This window comes from Leucobacter sp. CX169 (assembly GCF_017161405.1).
Lineage (GTDB): Bacteria > Actinomycetota > Actinomycetes > Actinomycetales > Microbacteriaceae > Cx-87.
In genome coordinates this window covers 41459-56538 of the sequence record NZ_CP071051.1, presented here as the reverse complement: position 1 = coordinate 56538, position 15080 = coordinate 41459, and the positions used below count along the sequence as shown (strand labels likewise).

Here is a 15080-nt window from a genome sequence, read left to right as displayed (position 1 = left end):
TTGGCTAAACTGAAGATGTTTCCGCGAGAAGAGGTGGCCGTGTCCGACGTGAGTCTGAGGCAGCTTGAACTGTTCGCGGCGCTCCCGAATTTCACCACGCTCAGTGCAGCCGCGGCCCATCTGCATATCTCGGAATCCGCGCTGTCACAGGCCGTCACCGCCATTGAACGTGCAGTCGGCGAGCAATTGTGCGTGCGCCGCAAGGCGCGTGGGCTCACCCTCACCCCGACTGGCCAGCAATTCGCCGCGCAGGCCCGCCAGATTGTCACGGACACGCGAGAGCTGCTGCTCGGCATGGGACAAGGAGACGAGCTCCGGGGCCCGGTGAAACTCGGCTGCTACTCGACGTTCGCCACGAGCGTGGTGCCCGAGCTACTCGAGGGCTTTCCCCAGCGCCACCCGGGAGTGCAGCTCGAGGTCATGGTGGGCACGAATGAAGAGCTCCTTTCTGCCCTCGAGGCGGGTCACCTCGATGTCGCCCTCCTACTCGACGTGTCTCTGCCGGTCGGGTACCGCCGGCGCAAGATCTACGCCACCGAGCTCGAGGTCCATCTGCATCCGGAGCATCCCCTCGCATCCGCTGACACCGTTGATCTCTCGGACCTTGCCGACGAGCCGTTCATCCAGTTCTATGCGACGCCCGGCACGGTCAACGTCATCGACGCGTTCGCTGCGCGCGGTCTCGAACCCAAGATCGCTGTCAGCGTGTCCGAGATCGGACTGGTCGAGGCGCTCGTGGGCCGGGGCCTCGGCTACGGTCTCCTGATGTCACGGCCCAACCGGCTTTCGACCGGCCCCGAGGGGCGTCCCTTTGTCATTCGACCCCTCGACCCACCAGTCACGATCACCCACATGGTGGGGATTTGGCCTGAGGACATGAACCTCACGCCCCGCGCATCGGCGCTGCTCGATTTCGCGGTGGAAAAGCTCGGCGGCTTTGGTCGAGCAGGCGCCTCGGTTACGCCCGATCTGCCGTTCGATCGCGCAAACGCAGCATCATCGAGCTGATCGCCGAGCGTCAGTAGGGGGTCGTCGCCAGAGGCGAGGTCATTCTCGGCGACGGGAACGCCCGCGCGAAGAAGTCGTGACGATCTGCGGCTGGCAGACCGAGCAGCCCGCGGTGAGCAACGAGCTTCATTAGATTGGTTGTATGAGCGACGCTGAATCTGTTTCCATCTCTCGCCGTTGGATTCTCCCGGTCACTCTTTCGGCAATTGTTGGGGTCATCCTGCTGGCGACAGTCGCGTCGATGCTCTTACTGTGGCCTCAATCTGGCCAGGTCTCGCCGGCTGCGCATTCCAGTGGCGCTGAGGGAACTATCGTCACGGCCCGGGTCTCCTCCTCAGAACCAGTCGCCTGCGCCGACGACGGAATGCCGCAGGCGGAAGTGACCGCACCTGAAGGTGGTGCCGAGTGCACGGTTGTGCGCGCCACCCTCCCCGTCGGAGAGACAGTCACGTTCACACTTGATGACCGGCAAAGTGCCCAGCGCCCACCTCACGAGGGCGACACCGTGAAGCTCGTCGAGTACGCGCCGCAATCCATGCCGGACGCGAAGCCGACGTACGCGTTTTACGATTACCCGCGTGGTGCTCCGATGGTGTTCGTCGCGCTCGCATTCGTGGCCATTGTGATTGCCGTGGGTAGGTGGCGAGGAGCGCTTTCACTCGTCGGTGTCGCAATCGCAATTGCGCTCCTCGTCACCTTTGTGCTCCCGGCCATTCTGGCTGGCAAGCCACCTGTCCTCGTTGCATCAGTCGGATCCATAGGGATCATGATTGTTGTGCTGTACCTCGCGCACGGCGTCTCACATCGCACGACTGCGGCGTTGTTCGGCTCCGTCTTCGGGATTCTGTTCACTGCAGTTGCCGGGCTGTGGGTGACCAGATGGCTCAGATTCACCGGGATCGGGTCAACGGAGGACACCATCCTCATGGTCGCGATACCCGGTCTCAGGATGAGTGACCTCCTCACCGCAACCATTGTGATTGCGGGCTTGGGGGTGCTGAACGACATCACCGTCTCTCAAGCGTCTGCCGTCTGGGAGATGCGCGCACTGAATCCCCATCTCTCCAAACGCCGCATCTACGCCTCGGCGATGCGAGTGGGCAGAGATCACATTGCATCGAGTATTTACACGCTGGTGTTCGCCTACACCGGATCAATGCTTGTCGTGCTCTTGCTGCTCTACACCTACCCCAGAGATCTTCTGGAGCTCATCACGAGCGAACAAATTGCGCAGGAGGTCATCCGTACACTCATCGGAGCGACCGGGCTCGTTCTCGCAATGCCGGTGACGACAGCGTTCTCAGTGCTCTTCAGCAAGGCCCCTTCGCACATAGACCTCGAAGCCGATTCGCCGCCAGCGGCTCTGCGTCACGGTCACTAACGAGCTGCTTTCCTTTCCGCGGCTCTCAGTTCCACGCAATCGATCCGAGACTCGGCAGTTTCTTCTCGACGGGCGAGCGCTCCTGTGACGCCCTACGCGCGATTGCGGCCCGGTACACCAGCGCAAGCTGATGTACCGGGCCGCAAGTCTCTTTCTATTGCTGCAATAGTCCCATCCCGCACTCGGCAGGTATTCCTCAGTGCGCGCCGAGCGTCACCGCGATCTCATTCGGCACCTGATCAAGGGCAACAGACGCCGTAATCTTCCCAGTTGTGAGATCCACCGCGTGAACGGTGTGTGTTGCCGGTTCAGTCACATACGCGGTCTCGCCGTTCGCGACGATCGCCGGGTGCGCATCCTGCCAGTCGACCGGGCCATCCCACGGGTCGATCACGGGGAACTCGTCCATGATGTCGCCCGTTGTCGGATCAAGCACGTGTATGGAGCCATCGGTCGAGAGGATGTACGCCAGATCATTGGGTCCACGCACTACATCGCGGAACGTGTAGCGCACGTTCTCGGGCAGCTCCACCACTTCGAAGCTCTTGGCTTCGGTGTCAATCAGCGCGACAGATCCCAACAGGTACCCCTCGGCATCAGGATCGGACTTGTAGTCTCCCACCACAATGGGGCTGGTCTCCGAGACGAATGCGTTCCCCATGCGCCCGAACTCATCAGGGGCGTCGAACTTCTCAAATGCCCCGTCCTGGTAGAGGAGTGCACCGTCCTCGCACCCAAACACCACGGCCTCGTCGGCCGCGGTTCCCTCGCCATGGATCCCGGGGCACGCATCGCTCGAAGCGATCTCGTCCCAGTGGTCCCCGTGTGACTCGAGCGCGTGCGCCCCGCTCCGTGATGTCTCGTCCCCGACAGTGGTCACGAGTGTGCCGTCCGTGAGCACGATTGACACCCCGTGATGGGAAGAATCGGCGGTGTAGGTTGTGGCCTCCGGCAGCGCGTCCCCGACCTCGGCGAGCGCCGCAGTGTTCAGTACGGTCGTGACTCCGGTGCCGTCGTCGAAGAGCACCGTGTTGCCGGCGTGCCGCACCACGTGCCCCGCGGCCGTCGCGGGCACCACGAGGTCGGTGAGTGCAGGCGTCACGGTGTCGAGCAATTGGAACCCCGCGGTGGTGGTCACGACCACGTGGCGGCCGTCACCCGCAGGGTTCAGGCGAGTGAAGTCCTCCGTACTGAACTCGTCAACCACCTCGAGAGTTTTCGCATCGAGCAGGGCGATTCCGCCCTCGTACGAGATGGCGACTCGCCCCTCGGCGTCGTGCGCGTCACTCGTCGTGACGTCAGTGGCGACTGCTCCGGGAGCTTCGCCTGAGGTTGTGCTGCAGCCCGCAGCGAGCAGGGCAACTCCTGCAGCGGCTGCGATGGCGCCCAGACGGGCGTTTCTTCGTGTCATCTTCATTGCGCTTCTTTCTGTTGTGTGGTTCTCGTACTGCGGATGTCGGGGCTATGGGGACGGCCGGGGGTACAGGCCAGTGGAGATACGATCGGTGTTCGCGCGCATCATTTCGAGGTAGCTCTCCGCGCCCTCGCCGGGCGCGGTCAGGGACTCGGTGAACAGTTCGACGACCTGTACCTCGAGGTCCGCCTCACTGGCAAGCACCTGCATGAGACGGTCCGGCTGGGATGATTCGGCGAAGATCGTAGGTACGCTGGCGGTCTCGATCGCCGCACTCAGATCGCGCAGATCAGCGGCACTCGGAGCCGCCAGCGTCGTGCCGCCGGGAATCACTGCCCCAATCACCCGAAAGTCAAAGCGATCGGCGAGATAACCAAACACGTGGTGGTTGGTCACGAGGGCGCGGTGATCGCCCAGAATCTGTGAGAAGGCCGCACTCATCTCAGACTCAAGCTCGATGAGCTGGTCGCGATACCCCTCCGCCCTCTCGGCCAGTCGCACCGAATCGATGCCGGGGATCTTCTCCGCGGTGTTTTCCAACGCATCGACCACATCGATCATCCGCCCAGGGTCGGTCCAGAAGTGGGGGTCAGGTGTGCCCGCCGCATCTCCGGTCGCGTAGGGCAGCACGTCAATGACGTCGCCCGCGACGAGCATCGGAGTGCCCGCGTCTGTCACCCGGTCGAGGTGTTGCTGCAATCCTTCTTCGAGCCCGAGCCCGTTCGACACCACGAGGTCGGCACGATCCAGAAGCGCCGCGTCCTGCGCGGACAGCTCGAAGGAGTGCGGGTCGGCGTTCGGGCGCATGAGCGTCGTCACGGTGGCTTGATCGCCCAGCACCTCTTCGACCACATCTCCAAGAATGTTCGTGGTGACAACAACCTGCGGCCCTTCGCTAGTTCCCTGCGAAGCGCAGCCGACGCCCCCAAACAACACCAGGCAGACCGCTGCGACCATGGCGGTGCGCCGACTCATCGACCGACCTCCACGAGGTGATCTGGCCGGACACCGGTGTCAAGCACTCGCGCAATGCGAGCATCGTCGGCGAAGTCGATCTCGTACACGACCCCCTCGGCAGGAGCATTCACGTACGCCCGATCCGCATCGACTGTCACGGTCACCAGCGCGGCCAATTCAGGATCGCCGGCCAGGCCGGATAGCGTCTCGTTGAGCAGCGGGTCCGTTGCGGCGAGCAACTCGCCAGTCTCCGCGGCGTGCACCCGCATAATCCCATCGGAACCGACAGTGACGACGTGCCCGGCGTCGTCATCCACCGCCGCCGCCGCCAGCAGGTCCACGTCGCTCGGTATCCAGAGCCAGCTTTTCGCTCGCGTGTCGAGCAGCCAAACACCGGGGTCCTCACCGATGCCCGCCACCGTCGGTCGCCCCTTGCGGGCGGTGAACTCTGTCGCGGGAACGGCAGCGTTCGCGGGGTATTCGATCCGCTCGATGGTTGTGTTCCCGCTACCGTCTTGCGTCGCCAACACTGCACCGTCTGCGCAGCCGACGACCACACCAACCCGGGTCGTGATGCTGCCCGCAGGATCAACGCAGGCAACTGATTGGTCTTCAGTCTCCGTATCGTCCTCGCCGTCCGCACCGACAAGGTGCAGCTGATCTGCTCGGGATCCCGAGCTCGCGCCGGTGACGAGTGCGCCGTGCTCGAGGGGCACTACTAGGCCGTTCTGCGCACCGGTATCGAGGCGCAACGTTTCGACAATGTCTCCCTGTGCAAGGGCCGCGTTGTCGAGCAACACGGCCTCGCCCGAAGTCGGGAAGAACAGGCCAGTGGAACCCGCGGTCGAGAGTAAACCGGTCGAGACCTGTGCGGTGCCGAGACCCGGTACCACGCCGATCGTGCGCGCCTCGGCGCGATAGTAGTGGAAGTGATCGACGTGATCCCAGGTCCAGACCCCGCTGTCGAGAATCTCCACGCCGTCGTCGTTTGCCGCGAACACATATCGGCCGTCCGTGGTCACCTCGGAGGGCGACGTCACGCGGTCGAGCGTGGAGGCCTGATTTCGCAGGAGGTCGAGCATCGACGTGTTGCCGGCGAGGTCGATCGCCACGAGATGCAGTTGCGGTTCCGCGACCTCCACGGCTTCAGCTACCGCACCGTGGTCAGCCGAGCGAACGGGAGATGCATCATCGGTTGGCAGCGCCTGTGGTTCGGCGCAGCCAACGAGGGCCAGAATCAGGAGCACAGCAAGGGTGGCGAGGGGCGTACGACCGGTCATGAACTGCTTTCGGGCTCGGAGATGAGTGGAGGAATGGAGTCTGGGGCTGGCGGTGAGACAGGCGTCTGAGCGGAGGGGCGTACGGAGCCACATAACTCGGCAACCCCCGATGAGGCTGCTGCGAGCGCGATTGCCGCGATCGCGATGGAGGCCCCCGCGGCAGTGCCCAAATGCCACGATCCGATGAGCCCCAGCGCGACCGCGACGATGCCGAATCCCACCGCCAGCACCATGCGTGCGGGGATACGGCGGGTCCACGGGCCGGCTGCAACCGCGGGCGCCAGCAGCAGCCCGACAACGAGCAACGATCCGACCGCCTGAAACGAGGCGACGACGGCGAGGGTGACGAGCCCGACAAGGGCGAGCTGCGCGAAGCGCGGGCGTAGGCCGAGAGTCTGGGCGATACGTGCATCGAAAGCAACGGCGACGAAGCTGCGGTGCAGGGTCGTCGCGATGAACGCGGTCACCACCGCGGCGAGGGCAAGCGCCACGATGTCCGGGATGGTGAGCGCGAGGATGTCGCCGAACAGCATCGCCGTCGCGTCGGTCGCGAAAGTTCTGGAGTGGGACACGATGATCACGCCGAGGGACAGCATCGCCACAAACAGGAGTCCGATGCTGGTGTCGGCGGAGAGTCGGCCTCGGCGCTGCAGCAGTCCGATCATCGCGCTCATGACAATGGCGCTGGTTGCTCCTCCGAGCATTACCGGGGCCCCGACCACCGTGGCGAGCGCGACCCCTGGCAGCATGCCGTGACCGATGGCTTCACCCAGAAATGCCATTCCTCGGATCACGACCCAGGTTCCGACGATCCCGCAGATGACGGCGGCAAGCGCCCCGCCGAGCAGCGCGCGCAGCACAAACTCCGTAGCGAACGGTTCGAGGAGAGAAGGCACTCGCCCACCATATATGCAAATGGGAATCATTCTCAACAAGGCGTAGACTGGCCCCGATGACAAAGACACTCGCTCTGCAAGCACACCACCTCGACTACGCCTTCGGTGAGCTCCGCGTACTGCACGACGTGAGCATCGCTCTGCCACGCGGCACCGTGACGGCGATCCTTGGCCCCAATGGCTCGGGGAAATCCACGCTCCTCGAGATCCTCGCGGGGGTGCGTCACCCACTCGCGGGGCGCGTTTTCTCCACCGGCCCGATCGCCCTCGTCGTGCAGCGCACCACCACCCCCGAGCTACTCCCGCTGACCGTGTTCGACGTCGTCAGCATGAGCACCTGGTCCAGCGCGCGCCCCTGGGGGCGGGGCATGCGGCGCGCCGTGCGTCTCCAAGCCGTCGAGGACGCGCTGACGCGGGTGGATCTGTCAGCCTTCGCGGGGCGCGCATTCACCGCACTCTCCGGGGGCCAGCGGCAGCGCGTGCTTCTGGCTCAGGCGCTCGCACGACACGCCCCGATCCTGCTGCTCGATGAACCATCGACCGGGCTCGACGCCGAAAGCCGCGATCGCACGCGGGCGATCCTTGCTGAGGAGGCCGCACGCGGCGTAGCAGTCGCGGTCGTCACCCACGATGCTGAAACGACCAATATCGCCGACGCGGTCGTCACGCTCGGGGACAGTTCCCGGTCTTTTCGTGACTGAAGGAGGCAACACGCGCCTGAGCTCACCGCCAGCCTTCGACCGGCCCCGCACCGAACTTCGGCGGAGCGTCCACCATCCAGCAGTTCAGGCAGGATCCCGCTCATTTTGGTAAAAAATGCCGTCGCAACCCAACGCACGCACGTGGAAACGCAAAAACCCCAGATCATTTATCTGATCTGGGGTTTTTGTACTCGTGGGGTGTTTCACGAAATCCGGAAGCCCTTGTACCGTAAGGGATCCCTGGCACCCGTTCGCGCAGTTTTCCAGGTTAAGCGCCGAAATTTTCCAGCTTCACAATCAATGATGTGCGGTTCTGTTCTGGCCGAACTTTTGCTGGACAGCTTTCCTGCCCAGCCCCCGCAATGCATAGATACGATGAGCCCATGAGCATGCAACCAACCTCGAGCCAAACCTTGAATGACTTGCGTGAACTTGTTGATTCTGTAGACGAGCGGATTGTCGCACTGCTCGCCGAACGAGAGCATTTAGTACGCGCGGCTGGTCATTTAGAGAACAACGAAGCTGCTGTCTTGAATCCAGAACGCGTCGACCGGATTATTGCCAGGGTCCGTAACTTTGCCAAAGTTATGGGGACATCCCCTGCAATAGCGGAAAGCGCATTCCAAGCCATGCTCACCGAATTCACCGCGATCGAGCTTGACGCGCTACGCGCAGGACGCACCATCACACCTGTGGAGCTTGCTAAAGAACTCGGCCACCTCCCTGAGGCGCGACCCGGTCTAAAAGTCCGTAACTACTTGCGCACGAAATACCCGGACCATGAGAAGGGGATGGCCTGGTTCCTCACTCCGACTCAGGCAGACGCAGTCCGCGCTTACTTCAACACTCGGCAAGATGGATGATCCCGTGAATAGCTCAACACCCCAGGGCGACCTGTACCGGCACGTCAACCCAGAGAATCCCCTTGCCCCTTCGCGCAATGTGGATGGTGCAGTTCAAGGAGTGTCCCGTGACGAAGTGACCGGTCACATTACTTCTCATGCGATTTTTGTTCCTGTCGACGAGCCAGAAGCGGAGCACTTCGAAGAAGAGTGTGACCATCAATGCAGCCACGATGCCGACAACGACGGCGACACCGCCGAACTTGATGCAGCCATGCTCGCGATCGCTACAGCCCTCATCGCCACTGGTGTACTTGTGTATGCCGCGTACAGGTCTGCGCCGTCCGCGAAGCGCTGGTTTCAGGCAACCGTACTTCCGAAGTTTGATTCGCTTCGGCAATGGGGAACCAGGATTTCAAAGAAACTGACTGCGAAAGATCGGCAAGTTGCTTCAGTCGTCCCTGCAGAGATTGTCGTGCCGAGACCGGAGAGAGTCGAACAAATTGTCTTCGACAAGTACGACGAAGTGTCGACGGAGCTCCGTAGCGACATGAGCGTTGGAGAGGCGCAGGAGCGCATGCTGTTGATGCGGCTCGCTGAGGCTCTCATCGAAGAGCAGAAGCGCGCCCTCAGCACGGCGAATATCCAAGAGCCAGAAGCTTTGGAAGCCGCCAAGGAAGCCATCTCGAAGATCTCACCACAGCAAGCGGCGGCAATGCTCACGGCAATGCGGGCATCGAGTTCGAGCGCCCTCGATCAGGACCTGCGAGCTGACCTTTCTATCGCTATCGGTGACGGGGAGCGAGAACCTTCCTTTGTGCCACTGCGGCGGCAGCCTGACACGCGTGCGCTGCCGCGCGAAACCGGTCCGGGCAAGCCACGCGATTCAGACACCGATTAGATGCACCACTCGAGATGCAGTTCGAGTTCACCGCTCATGAGCCGGAGCAGACTCTGGCGGTCAGCGCCTCACGGAGGTCGTCGCCTTCGCCGTCGGCAAAACCGATCAGCTCCGCCGCCAGCTCAACCATTCCGCGCAGATACTCGGGATTGTCCGCCGGGTTAGTGCCACCCCAGAGGAACGACATCTCGCTCTTGAGCCGAGCAGTTAGCTCCTCGGCTGGGTTGGAATCAGTCTTGTTCGGCAGCGCAGTGGACATGTTGACCTCCAGGTGGAGCCGCGCGGTGCGATTCTCGCCTGTAGCTATTCGCGGTCGTCCTCCGCCACAGACAGGGTCATTTCCATTACCGCTACGTTCGATCGCTGCTCCTTGGCTAGAAACCAGTCGAAGAAGGCTTCTTCGCCCATGATTTCTTGCAACGTAGGCAGCGCCCCGACATCGCCGCAACGAGACGCCATTGTCAGCCAGAGGATCGCGGACTGCTCTTTCGACGACTGCTGAAGACTGGCAGCGAATTCCCGCATGACGAGGGTGTCGCCGTTTGCCGCACGCTGCAGAAGTTCGTGCAGTGGGATCAGCTCGCTCTTCCCAGCGCTTGATCCCAGAGAGGTCCAGTGAAGCGCCTCGGGGATGTCCGCATCGTCAATGCATTGAACTGCGAGTCCGAGCATTGCGTCTGGATCGCCGGCCTCCGCGGCCTTGCGATTCCAGAACAGCCCCTGCTCCGCGTTTCCTTCTCGACGGTAGTGAATCGACAGGTTGAACATCCCTACGGAGCTGCCCGCATCGGCTGCTTGACGCCACCATCGGACCGCCGGGTCATCTGGGCCGCGGTCCTCGACCAAAAGTCCGACGTCGAGCATCGCAGGCACGTAGCCGGCGGCCGCGGCCGCGCTGAGCAGCTCCAGGCTCACTGCAGTCCTTCCGGACTCTTTGGCCACCAACCCCAGGAGGTGCATCCGGGACGGATCTGCATCATCGTCCACCTGGGCAGTAGGGGCGCCTTCGTTGGGTTTGACCTCAACCGGTTCAATGGGTGCAACCGTCCTTGTGCTGAATAAGTTTTTGAACCACCCCATGAGCGCCCCTTTCATAAACTACTCAAACACTACTGTCAAGTGTCGTGTTTAGTGGAGGGTTTTTCTAGCGGGTTTGAATCAAAACGGGAGCCAGGTTCATAGCCTGGTGAGTGGCTTCAAACTCGGCAGGGGTGACATGGTTGAGCTCGCCGTGGAGGCGACGCTCGTTGTACCAGTCCACCCATTCAGCTGTTGCGATCTCGACATCACCGCCGGCCAAGTGAGTATTCGCTTCCAATGGAGCAAAGTGCGGTGTGGGTGAGGGCCATCTCGTCGAGATACGATTCGTGTGCTTCAGAGCCACCGTTGGCGTCAATGAACGTCACCTCGGATCTTCCGTCGAGCATTAAGCTGTCCGAGCCGCCTGTATTCGATGCTAGAGCGGCCGAGGTTCGACCTCGACGTAATCACCCGCCGCGCGAAGACCCATCTTGGCGAACTCGCCGGAATGCGGGCCCATGGACCATGAGCCCGCACTACAAGCTATCCCTCAGCGATGCCCTGGGGCTTCGGTTCCAGCCGCCAACGCCTCACTGGGCGCCCGGGAACGAACCGCCACTCTGCAGCGCACCGCTTGCAGATGATACGCACATCATGTTCACGGAAGCCCGGGACGTTGTCGTGCTCTTCGAGGATCCTGCCCTCGCCACAAGGGCACTTGTACTCGTGGAGCTCGACGTCGCCAGCGCCAGCGCCCCACCCTCGATGTTTGTGCCTGCCCCCGTCGATCGGCTCGGTACGAATGCCCAGGGACTCGGGCGACGTGCGCGCCCAGTCGAGCACGGCCTTATGCGCCTCGTCGAGGTACGCAGTGTCGGCAGCGAGCTCATCGAGCATCCGCACTAGGTCTTCGGGCTCGAGCGCGACGCCGTGGTCGCCATCGTTGACTCCGGCGCGGTAGTCATATGCGAGCGACTCCCGCGAACCGGCCTTGCCGCGCCCCGAGCCGGAGACCTGGGCGACCAACCACTCGTGGAACGGGCTTGTCAGCGGCTCTGCGCTGTCGTCAACGCCGTCCCAGCGAGCGGGAGCCGCCCCGGTATCGCGGTAGCGTTCGAGGGCATGTTGCAGGAACAGATACCCAGGCGGGCGATGGTGATGCGCCCGGATCGTGGATCCCGAGCCTCGCACGTTGCGGCGCATACGGCGTGCGTACTCGACTTGCAACGGCTCCAGCCCGAGGTGGGCGTTCCTGCCATACTCGCCGATAGCGCTCTCCACCACGGGGATGCCGAGCGCCGCCGCCGCCCAGATCGCGGTGCCGTTGCCGATATGGGAGAACTCTCCGAGATATTCACCGAGGAACTCCTCGACGGTGTGCTTGAGGTTGTAGCTGTACGCGTCCTCATGGGGTTGTGACGTTGGCGCGAACATCCGCAGTACCTCAGCGGTGAGCACCACGACCAGATAGTCGTCTTCGCTCGCGCATTGCAGAGGACGCTCATCTGCATCCCAGAGACCAGTTTCACCGAGGTGCGAGACGCGCTCTTCGGTTTGGAACTCGTCGCCGGAGTCGTCCGTGTCCCATACGGGCTCTGACAGCACCGGATGCTCAATAAGCACCGAGATTACAGCTCTGGAACTGATCCTCTCCCCGAGGATGCCCTGCGCCAACGGATGCTGCATCAGGCGCAGAGCCGCGGTGTACTTCATGCCGGAGAACAAGCTCCATGCGCGCGCATCGCGCTGAAGCTCTCGATCCTGATCGTGATTCAGGTTGAACATAGTCATCTCTTTCCAGGCGCGAAGTCCGTCTACTGACCGACTCCCTTGCTCGGCACCCCACGCCTGCCTCGCGAACGCCCTGAAAAGGAGAGTACGGAACAGGTACTGCTGATTCTGGATCGGCCACCGTTGTCCTCGGCGTCGGAATCACGTGGGAATCACGACTTGGAGACGGGCAGTCCAGACCGCCCGAGAAAAGAGTACCGCAAGTCTCAATCTTGTCCAGCGAGGGAGAGGAAAGCCCTGCTGGGGCAGAGAAAGCTGCTGTCAGATGACAGCCGTCTGCTGCAGCCTGCGCAGATACGCGTCGATGTTGAACGGTTGCAGATCCAGGTATGCGCCGCGTGACGGATGCCTCGGATGACGGCCTGCCAGGAGCCCTCCGATCGACTGCCAGTCACACGACGACGCATCCGTGATCTCCACGATGCTGCAGATACGGTCTGATCGTGATCAGCCCGCCCCAGGCTGCCAGCAGCGTGAGCTTACGACCGCCGATGAACTCGGCGATGAATTGTTCATTCGCTGCTTTCAGCTCCGGAACGTGCACGACGTCCATCCCTGTGGGGTCGGTTGACCGCTGCGGGTAGAGGTTTAGCATCCCCCAAACTGTCGTGGTCGTTGAGCTCCGCGTATCGGGCGACCCGGGTAACCGTGCGGTCTAGCTTTTCCGGTGTAGCGGTGCTCGGGTTCACTCCCATGCACACCAGAGGATTCGTTCCAACGGTGCCCAGCAGGAACCGCGCGGAGTCGTCTGGAGTATTTGCGTAGAGCATCGTCACCGTCACTGCTGTACCCAGCCTCGCGCCTCGCGTGGTGATGTATCTACTCCGACAATCATGCTCCTATAGTCGCACGCGGCCGGAGCGGTTTCTCACCTCAAGATGCGGGCATGGCTCGAGGAGAGCAAGACGCGGCACGGGGTACGAAGCCCATCGAACTGGGTTACTCCCGGTCATTAGAATCGCGCACTGAGCCCCTAGCGACCATACCGCGGATTCCTCGGATGCCAGGCCTTCCACAGACGTCCGAGCGCTGGGTGCTGAACCTATATGCGCAGCTCGGCGGCGTCCAGAGCGAGCGGCGGCTCGCTCTGAGCAGATGGGATCACCCGCTCGACAGTTTCATCGTTGAGCTCGATGAAGAGCAGCATTTCACCCGGTATCGAGCGCTGACGCTGACCCGTACTGGACAACAGCCATTCACTGTCAAAGCATCGAATACGCACAAGGGGTTGGAGCATGTTTCCCGTGCTCAGCGGCACGACCTACGCTGGTCATCTCACTCCGCTATGAGCATCACCTCCAGCTAATCGTCCGCGATCCAAGCACCTCCCGTGCCTCGCGATACTGCTGCGGCGTAACGCCGCGACTGATGTATTGCCGGGCTTTCGCCGGGTAGCCGCCACCTTCGGGAATGCCTCCCGACTCGAGCTCCTGTTCTCGACGGTAACGAATCTCGTTTGCCGGGTGCACGAAGCCGTGCGGCTCGTACTGGTACAGGTTCCAGCACCAGGCGATCGCATCGGCCTTGGCGAATCCGGCCCACTCACCCTCGGTGATGAGTTCCGCGCCTCCTGCGGCCGCGTACGCGGCCTCGATCTTGTCTCGACCACTCTGCTCACGCGCAACTGGATCAGAATTCATGAATACAGACATAGGGACAAGCCCCTCTCCGGGGCTCTGCCCCATCGATACTTGCGCCGCGAGACTTCGCGGGCCCGTTCTTCCCCTGGGACACCCGGGAATCGATGGATTCGGGTTGTCGCGTGACCGGCCAGGTACCTACGGTCACGACTCTTGAACGTGAACATGACGATAGCACACACCCCCTTTCCTGTCCCGGATAGTCTTGGCCAGAGCATTCCAGGAGGACAACGTGGTCGAGAACGAAACAAATGCCCAAAGGTTTCTTACCGCCTTTGCAGACATCGAAGAGATACTTGCCCGCCAGCAGGGTAGGCGGGATGACCGAAATGACTGGGCCCCGTTCAGCGACTTGGTTTCAAATTCGGACACTCTACTTCTCAGCCAGAAGGATCAATTGAGGGCCTTCGCGAAGCTTCGAAACGCGATCAGCCACAAGGGCTACCTCAATGGGGCGCCTATCGCTGATCCTCGCGAAGACACAGTTGACGCCATCACCAAGCTCCACAGGCACCTGGAGAGACCGCCGCTCCTCATCGATGCGCTGAGGGATTACGGGCAACCCCGAATTTTCCTGCCGGACGACGACATCGGAGAATTTCTCGAGCTGGTCACCATCATGGATTTCTCACAAGCTCCCGTGCGGGCAGATAGCGGTCACAGGCTGATAACCACGAACGCGGTAGCCCGCTGGTTCGCCTCGAACCTTATTGAGCACGGCGGGGTCGTCGAGAGCACGCCTATCGAGAAAGTGCTCGCTTTTGCCGAGACCGGTGATCGGGTACTGGGCGTCATCCCGACGACGACGACAGTTCAGGCGATCAATCTTCTTTCTGGCCAGGCGGAGGCAGGCCTCGAGCCACCGGCAGCCCTGCTCCTGCTTGGAAAGGTGGGCCAATCCCCGCAACGGATATGCTCCCGCGCCGACCTGGCCGTGCTTTACGCGCAAATGCAGGCCTGACCTGTGCGGTCCGTTCTCGCCACCTCGATCACCGAAACACACCTTGGCAAGTCGTTCGAGACGCTCGCCGGCGCGCAGCTTGGCGCCCTCACCGGGGTAAGAGTCCTGCTCGAGTTCGAAGGCGGCGAGACCGTGAGACTTGGGTAATGGTTGCAACCAACAATGCGCAGCCCACCCGATGGAGCCCTTGACTCTACGCCCAAGCTGGCAGAGTCAATGACTCAGCCTCCGCATACGGTGACCCATGGCTAGCTCGAAGTCCCGCGACAATGACATAGGTCTCCGTAT

17 protein-coding genes, 1 pseudogene and 1 riboswitch are annotated in these 15080 nt (G+C 62.2%); of the genes and pseudogenes, 7 read left to right on the top strand and 11 right to left on the bottom strand.

Translation table 11 applies throughout. The annotated features are described in order from the left end of the window. The first annotated feature begins 15 nt into the window (after positions 1 to 15). The gene (locus JW030_RS00290; RefSeq protein ID WP_188045934.1) at positions 16 to 1008 is read left to right on the top strand and encodes a LysR substrate-binding domain-containing protein; all 993 of its coding nucleotides are present in this window, start codon (positions 16 to 18) and stop codon (positions 1006 to 1008) included. 142 nt (positions 1009 to 1150) lie between these two features. Continuing rightward, on the top strand, positions 1151 to 2389 hold the full coding sequence (locus JW030_RS00285) for a YibE/F family protein (protein WP_188045935.1): 1239 nt from the start codon (positions 1151 to 1153) through the stop codon (positions 2387 to 2389). Between the two features lie 196 nt (positions 2390 to 2585). On the opposite strand, the gene aztD is transcribed toward JW030_RS00285, so the two are convergent. The 4 genes from aztD to aztB are packed head-to-tail and all read right to left on the bottom strand — an operon-like array spanning position 2586 to position 6966. After that, positions 2586 to 3800, bottom strand: a complete 1215-nt coding sequence (aztD, locus tag JW030_RS00280) for a zinc metallochaperone AztD (RefSeq protein ID WP_188045962.1) — start codon at positions 3798 to 3800, stop codon at positions 2586 to 2588. A 51-nt stretch (positions 3801 to 3851) separates the two neighbouring features. Further along, on the bottom strand, positions 3852 to 4778 hold the full coding sequence (gene aztC / locus JW030_RS00275) for a zinc ABC transporter substrate-binding protein AztC (RefSeq protein WP_206348591.1): 927 nt from the start codon (positions 4776 to 4778) through the stop codon (positions 3852 to 3854). Next, complete coding sequence (locus tag JW030_RS00270) at positions 4775 to 6040, bottom strand: ABC transporter (protein WP_188045936.1); 1266 nt, start codon at positions 6038 to 6040, stop codon at positions 4775 to 4777. The genes aztC and JW030_RS00270 overlap by 4 nt, the downstream gene beginning before the upstream one ends. After that, the gene (gene aztB / locus JW030_RS00265; protein ID WP_188045937.1) at positions 6037 to 6966 is read right to left on the bottom strand and encodes a zinc ABC transporter permease AztB; all 930 of its coding nucleotides are present in this window, start codon (positions 6964 to 6966) and stop codon (positions 6037 to 6039) included. Before aztB ends, JW030_RS00270 begins: the two co-directional genes overlap by 4 nt. 26 nt (positions 6967 to 6992) lie before the next feature. Here aztB and JW030_RS00260 point away from each other — a divergent pair, with 26 nt between their 5' ends. The 3 genes from JW030_RS00260 to JW030_RS00250 all read left to right on the top strand — a co-directional run bounded on the left by JW030_RS00260 (position 6993) and on the right by JW030_RS00250 (position 9380). Continuing rightward, entirely contained in the window at positions 6993 to 7637 is a 645-nt protein-coding gene (locus JW030_RS00260) for a metal ABC transporter ATP-binding protein (protein WP_188045938.1), read from the top strand. 383 nt (positions 7638 to 8020) lie between these two features. After that, positions 8021 to 8500 (top strand): chorismate mutase, encoded by a 480-nt coding sequence (locus tag JW030_RS00255; protein ID WP_188045939.1) that lies wholly within the window; start codon positions 8021 to 8023, stop codon positions 8498 to 8500. Further along, a complete protein-coding gene (locus JW030_RS00250) occupies positions 8493 to 9380 on the top strand; it encodes a hypothetical protein (protein ID WP_188045940.1) in 888 nt (295 codons plus the stop codon). The genes JW030_RS00255 and JW030_RS00250 overlap by 8 nt, the downstream gene beginning before the upstream one ends. Before the next feature lie 34 nt (positions 9381 to 9414). Here JW030_RS00250 and JW030_RS00245 read toward each other — a convergent pair whose 3' ends face one another. The 7 genes and pseudogenes from JW030_RS00245 to JW030_RS00215 form a co-directional block, all read right to left on the bottom strand. Continuing rightward, positions 9415 to 9639, bottom strand: a complete 225-nt coding sequence (locus JW030_RS00245) for a hypothetical protein (RefSeq protein ID WP_188045941.1) — start codon at positions 9637 to 9639, stop codon at positions 9415 to 9417. 44 nt (positions 9640 to 9683) lie between these two features. Further along, positions 9684 to 10460, bottom strand: a complete 777-nt coding sequence (locus JW030_RS00240; RefSeq protein WP_188045942.1) for a tetratricopeptide repeat protein — start codon at positions 10458 to 10460, stop codon at positions 9684 to 9686. Between the two features lie 64 nt (positions 10461 to 10524). Then, positions 10525 to 10668, bottom strand: a pseudogene (locus tag JW030_RS00235) (integrase core domain-containing protein); the annotation flags it as partial. Between the two features lie 275 nt (positions 10669 to 10943). Further along, positions 10944 to 12185: a hypothetical protein gene (locus JW030_RS00230; protein ID WP_188045944.1), complete on the bottom strand. Its 1242-nt coding sequence runs from the start codon at positions 12183 to 12185 to the stop codon at positions 10944 to 10946. 397 nt (positions 12186 to 12582) lie between these two features. Continuing rightward, a complete protein-coding gene (locus tag JW030_RS00225; RefSeq protein ID WP_206348590.1) occupies positions 12583 to 12786 on the bottom strand; it encodes a DUF1643 domain-containing protein in 204 nt (67 codons plus the stop codon). Further along, complete coding sequence (locus JW030_RS13635) at positions 12704 to 12961, bottom strand: DUF1643 domain-containing protein (protein WP_370567037.1); 258 nt, start codon at positions 12959 to 12961, stop codon at positions 12704 to 12706. Before JW030_RS13635 ends, JW030_RS00225 begins: the two co-directional genes overlap by 83 nt. A 522-nt stretch (positions 12962 to 13483) precedes the next feature. Beyond that, complete coding sequence (locus tag JW030_RS00215) at positions 13484 to 13831, bottom strand: hypothetical protein (RefSeq protein WP_188045945.1); 348 nt, start codon at positions 13829 to 13831, stop codon at positions 13484 to 13486. 42 nt (positions 13832 to 13873) lie between these two features. Continuing rightward, positions 13874 to 13990, bottom strand: a riboswitch (SAM riboswitch). A 73-nt stretch (positions 13991 to 14063) separates the two neighbouring features. Here JW030_RS00215 and JW030_RS00210 point away from each other — a divergent pair. Both JW030_RS00210 and JW030_RS00205 read left to right on the top strand, forming a co-directional pair. Further along, positions 14064 to 14792 carry a hypothetical protein gene (locus JW030_RS00210; protein ID WP_188045946.1) on the top strand — a complete coding sequence of 243 codons (729 nt, stop codon included), beginning with the start codon at positions 14064 to 14066 and terminating at the stop codon, positions 14790 to 14792. 3 nt (positions 14793 to 14795) lie between these two features. Further along, the gene (locus JW030_RS00205) at positions 14796 to 14939 is read left to right on the top strand and encodes a hypothetical protein (protein ID WP_188045947.1); all 144 of its coding nucleotides are present in this window, start codon (positions 14796 to 14798) and stop codon (positions 14937 to 14939) included. The last annotated feature ends 141 nt before the right edge of the window (positions 14940 to 15080 follow it).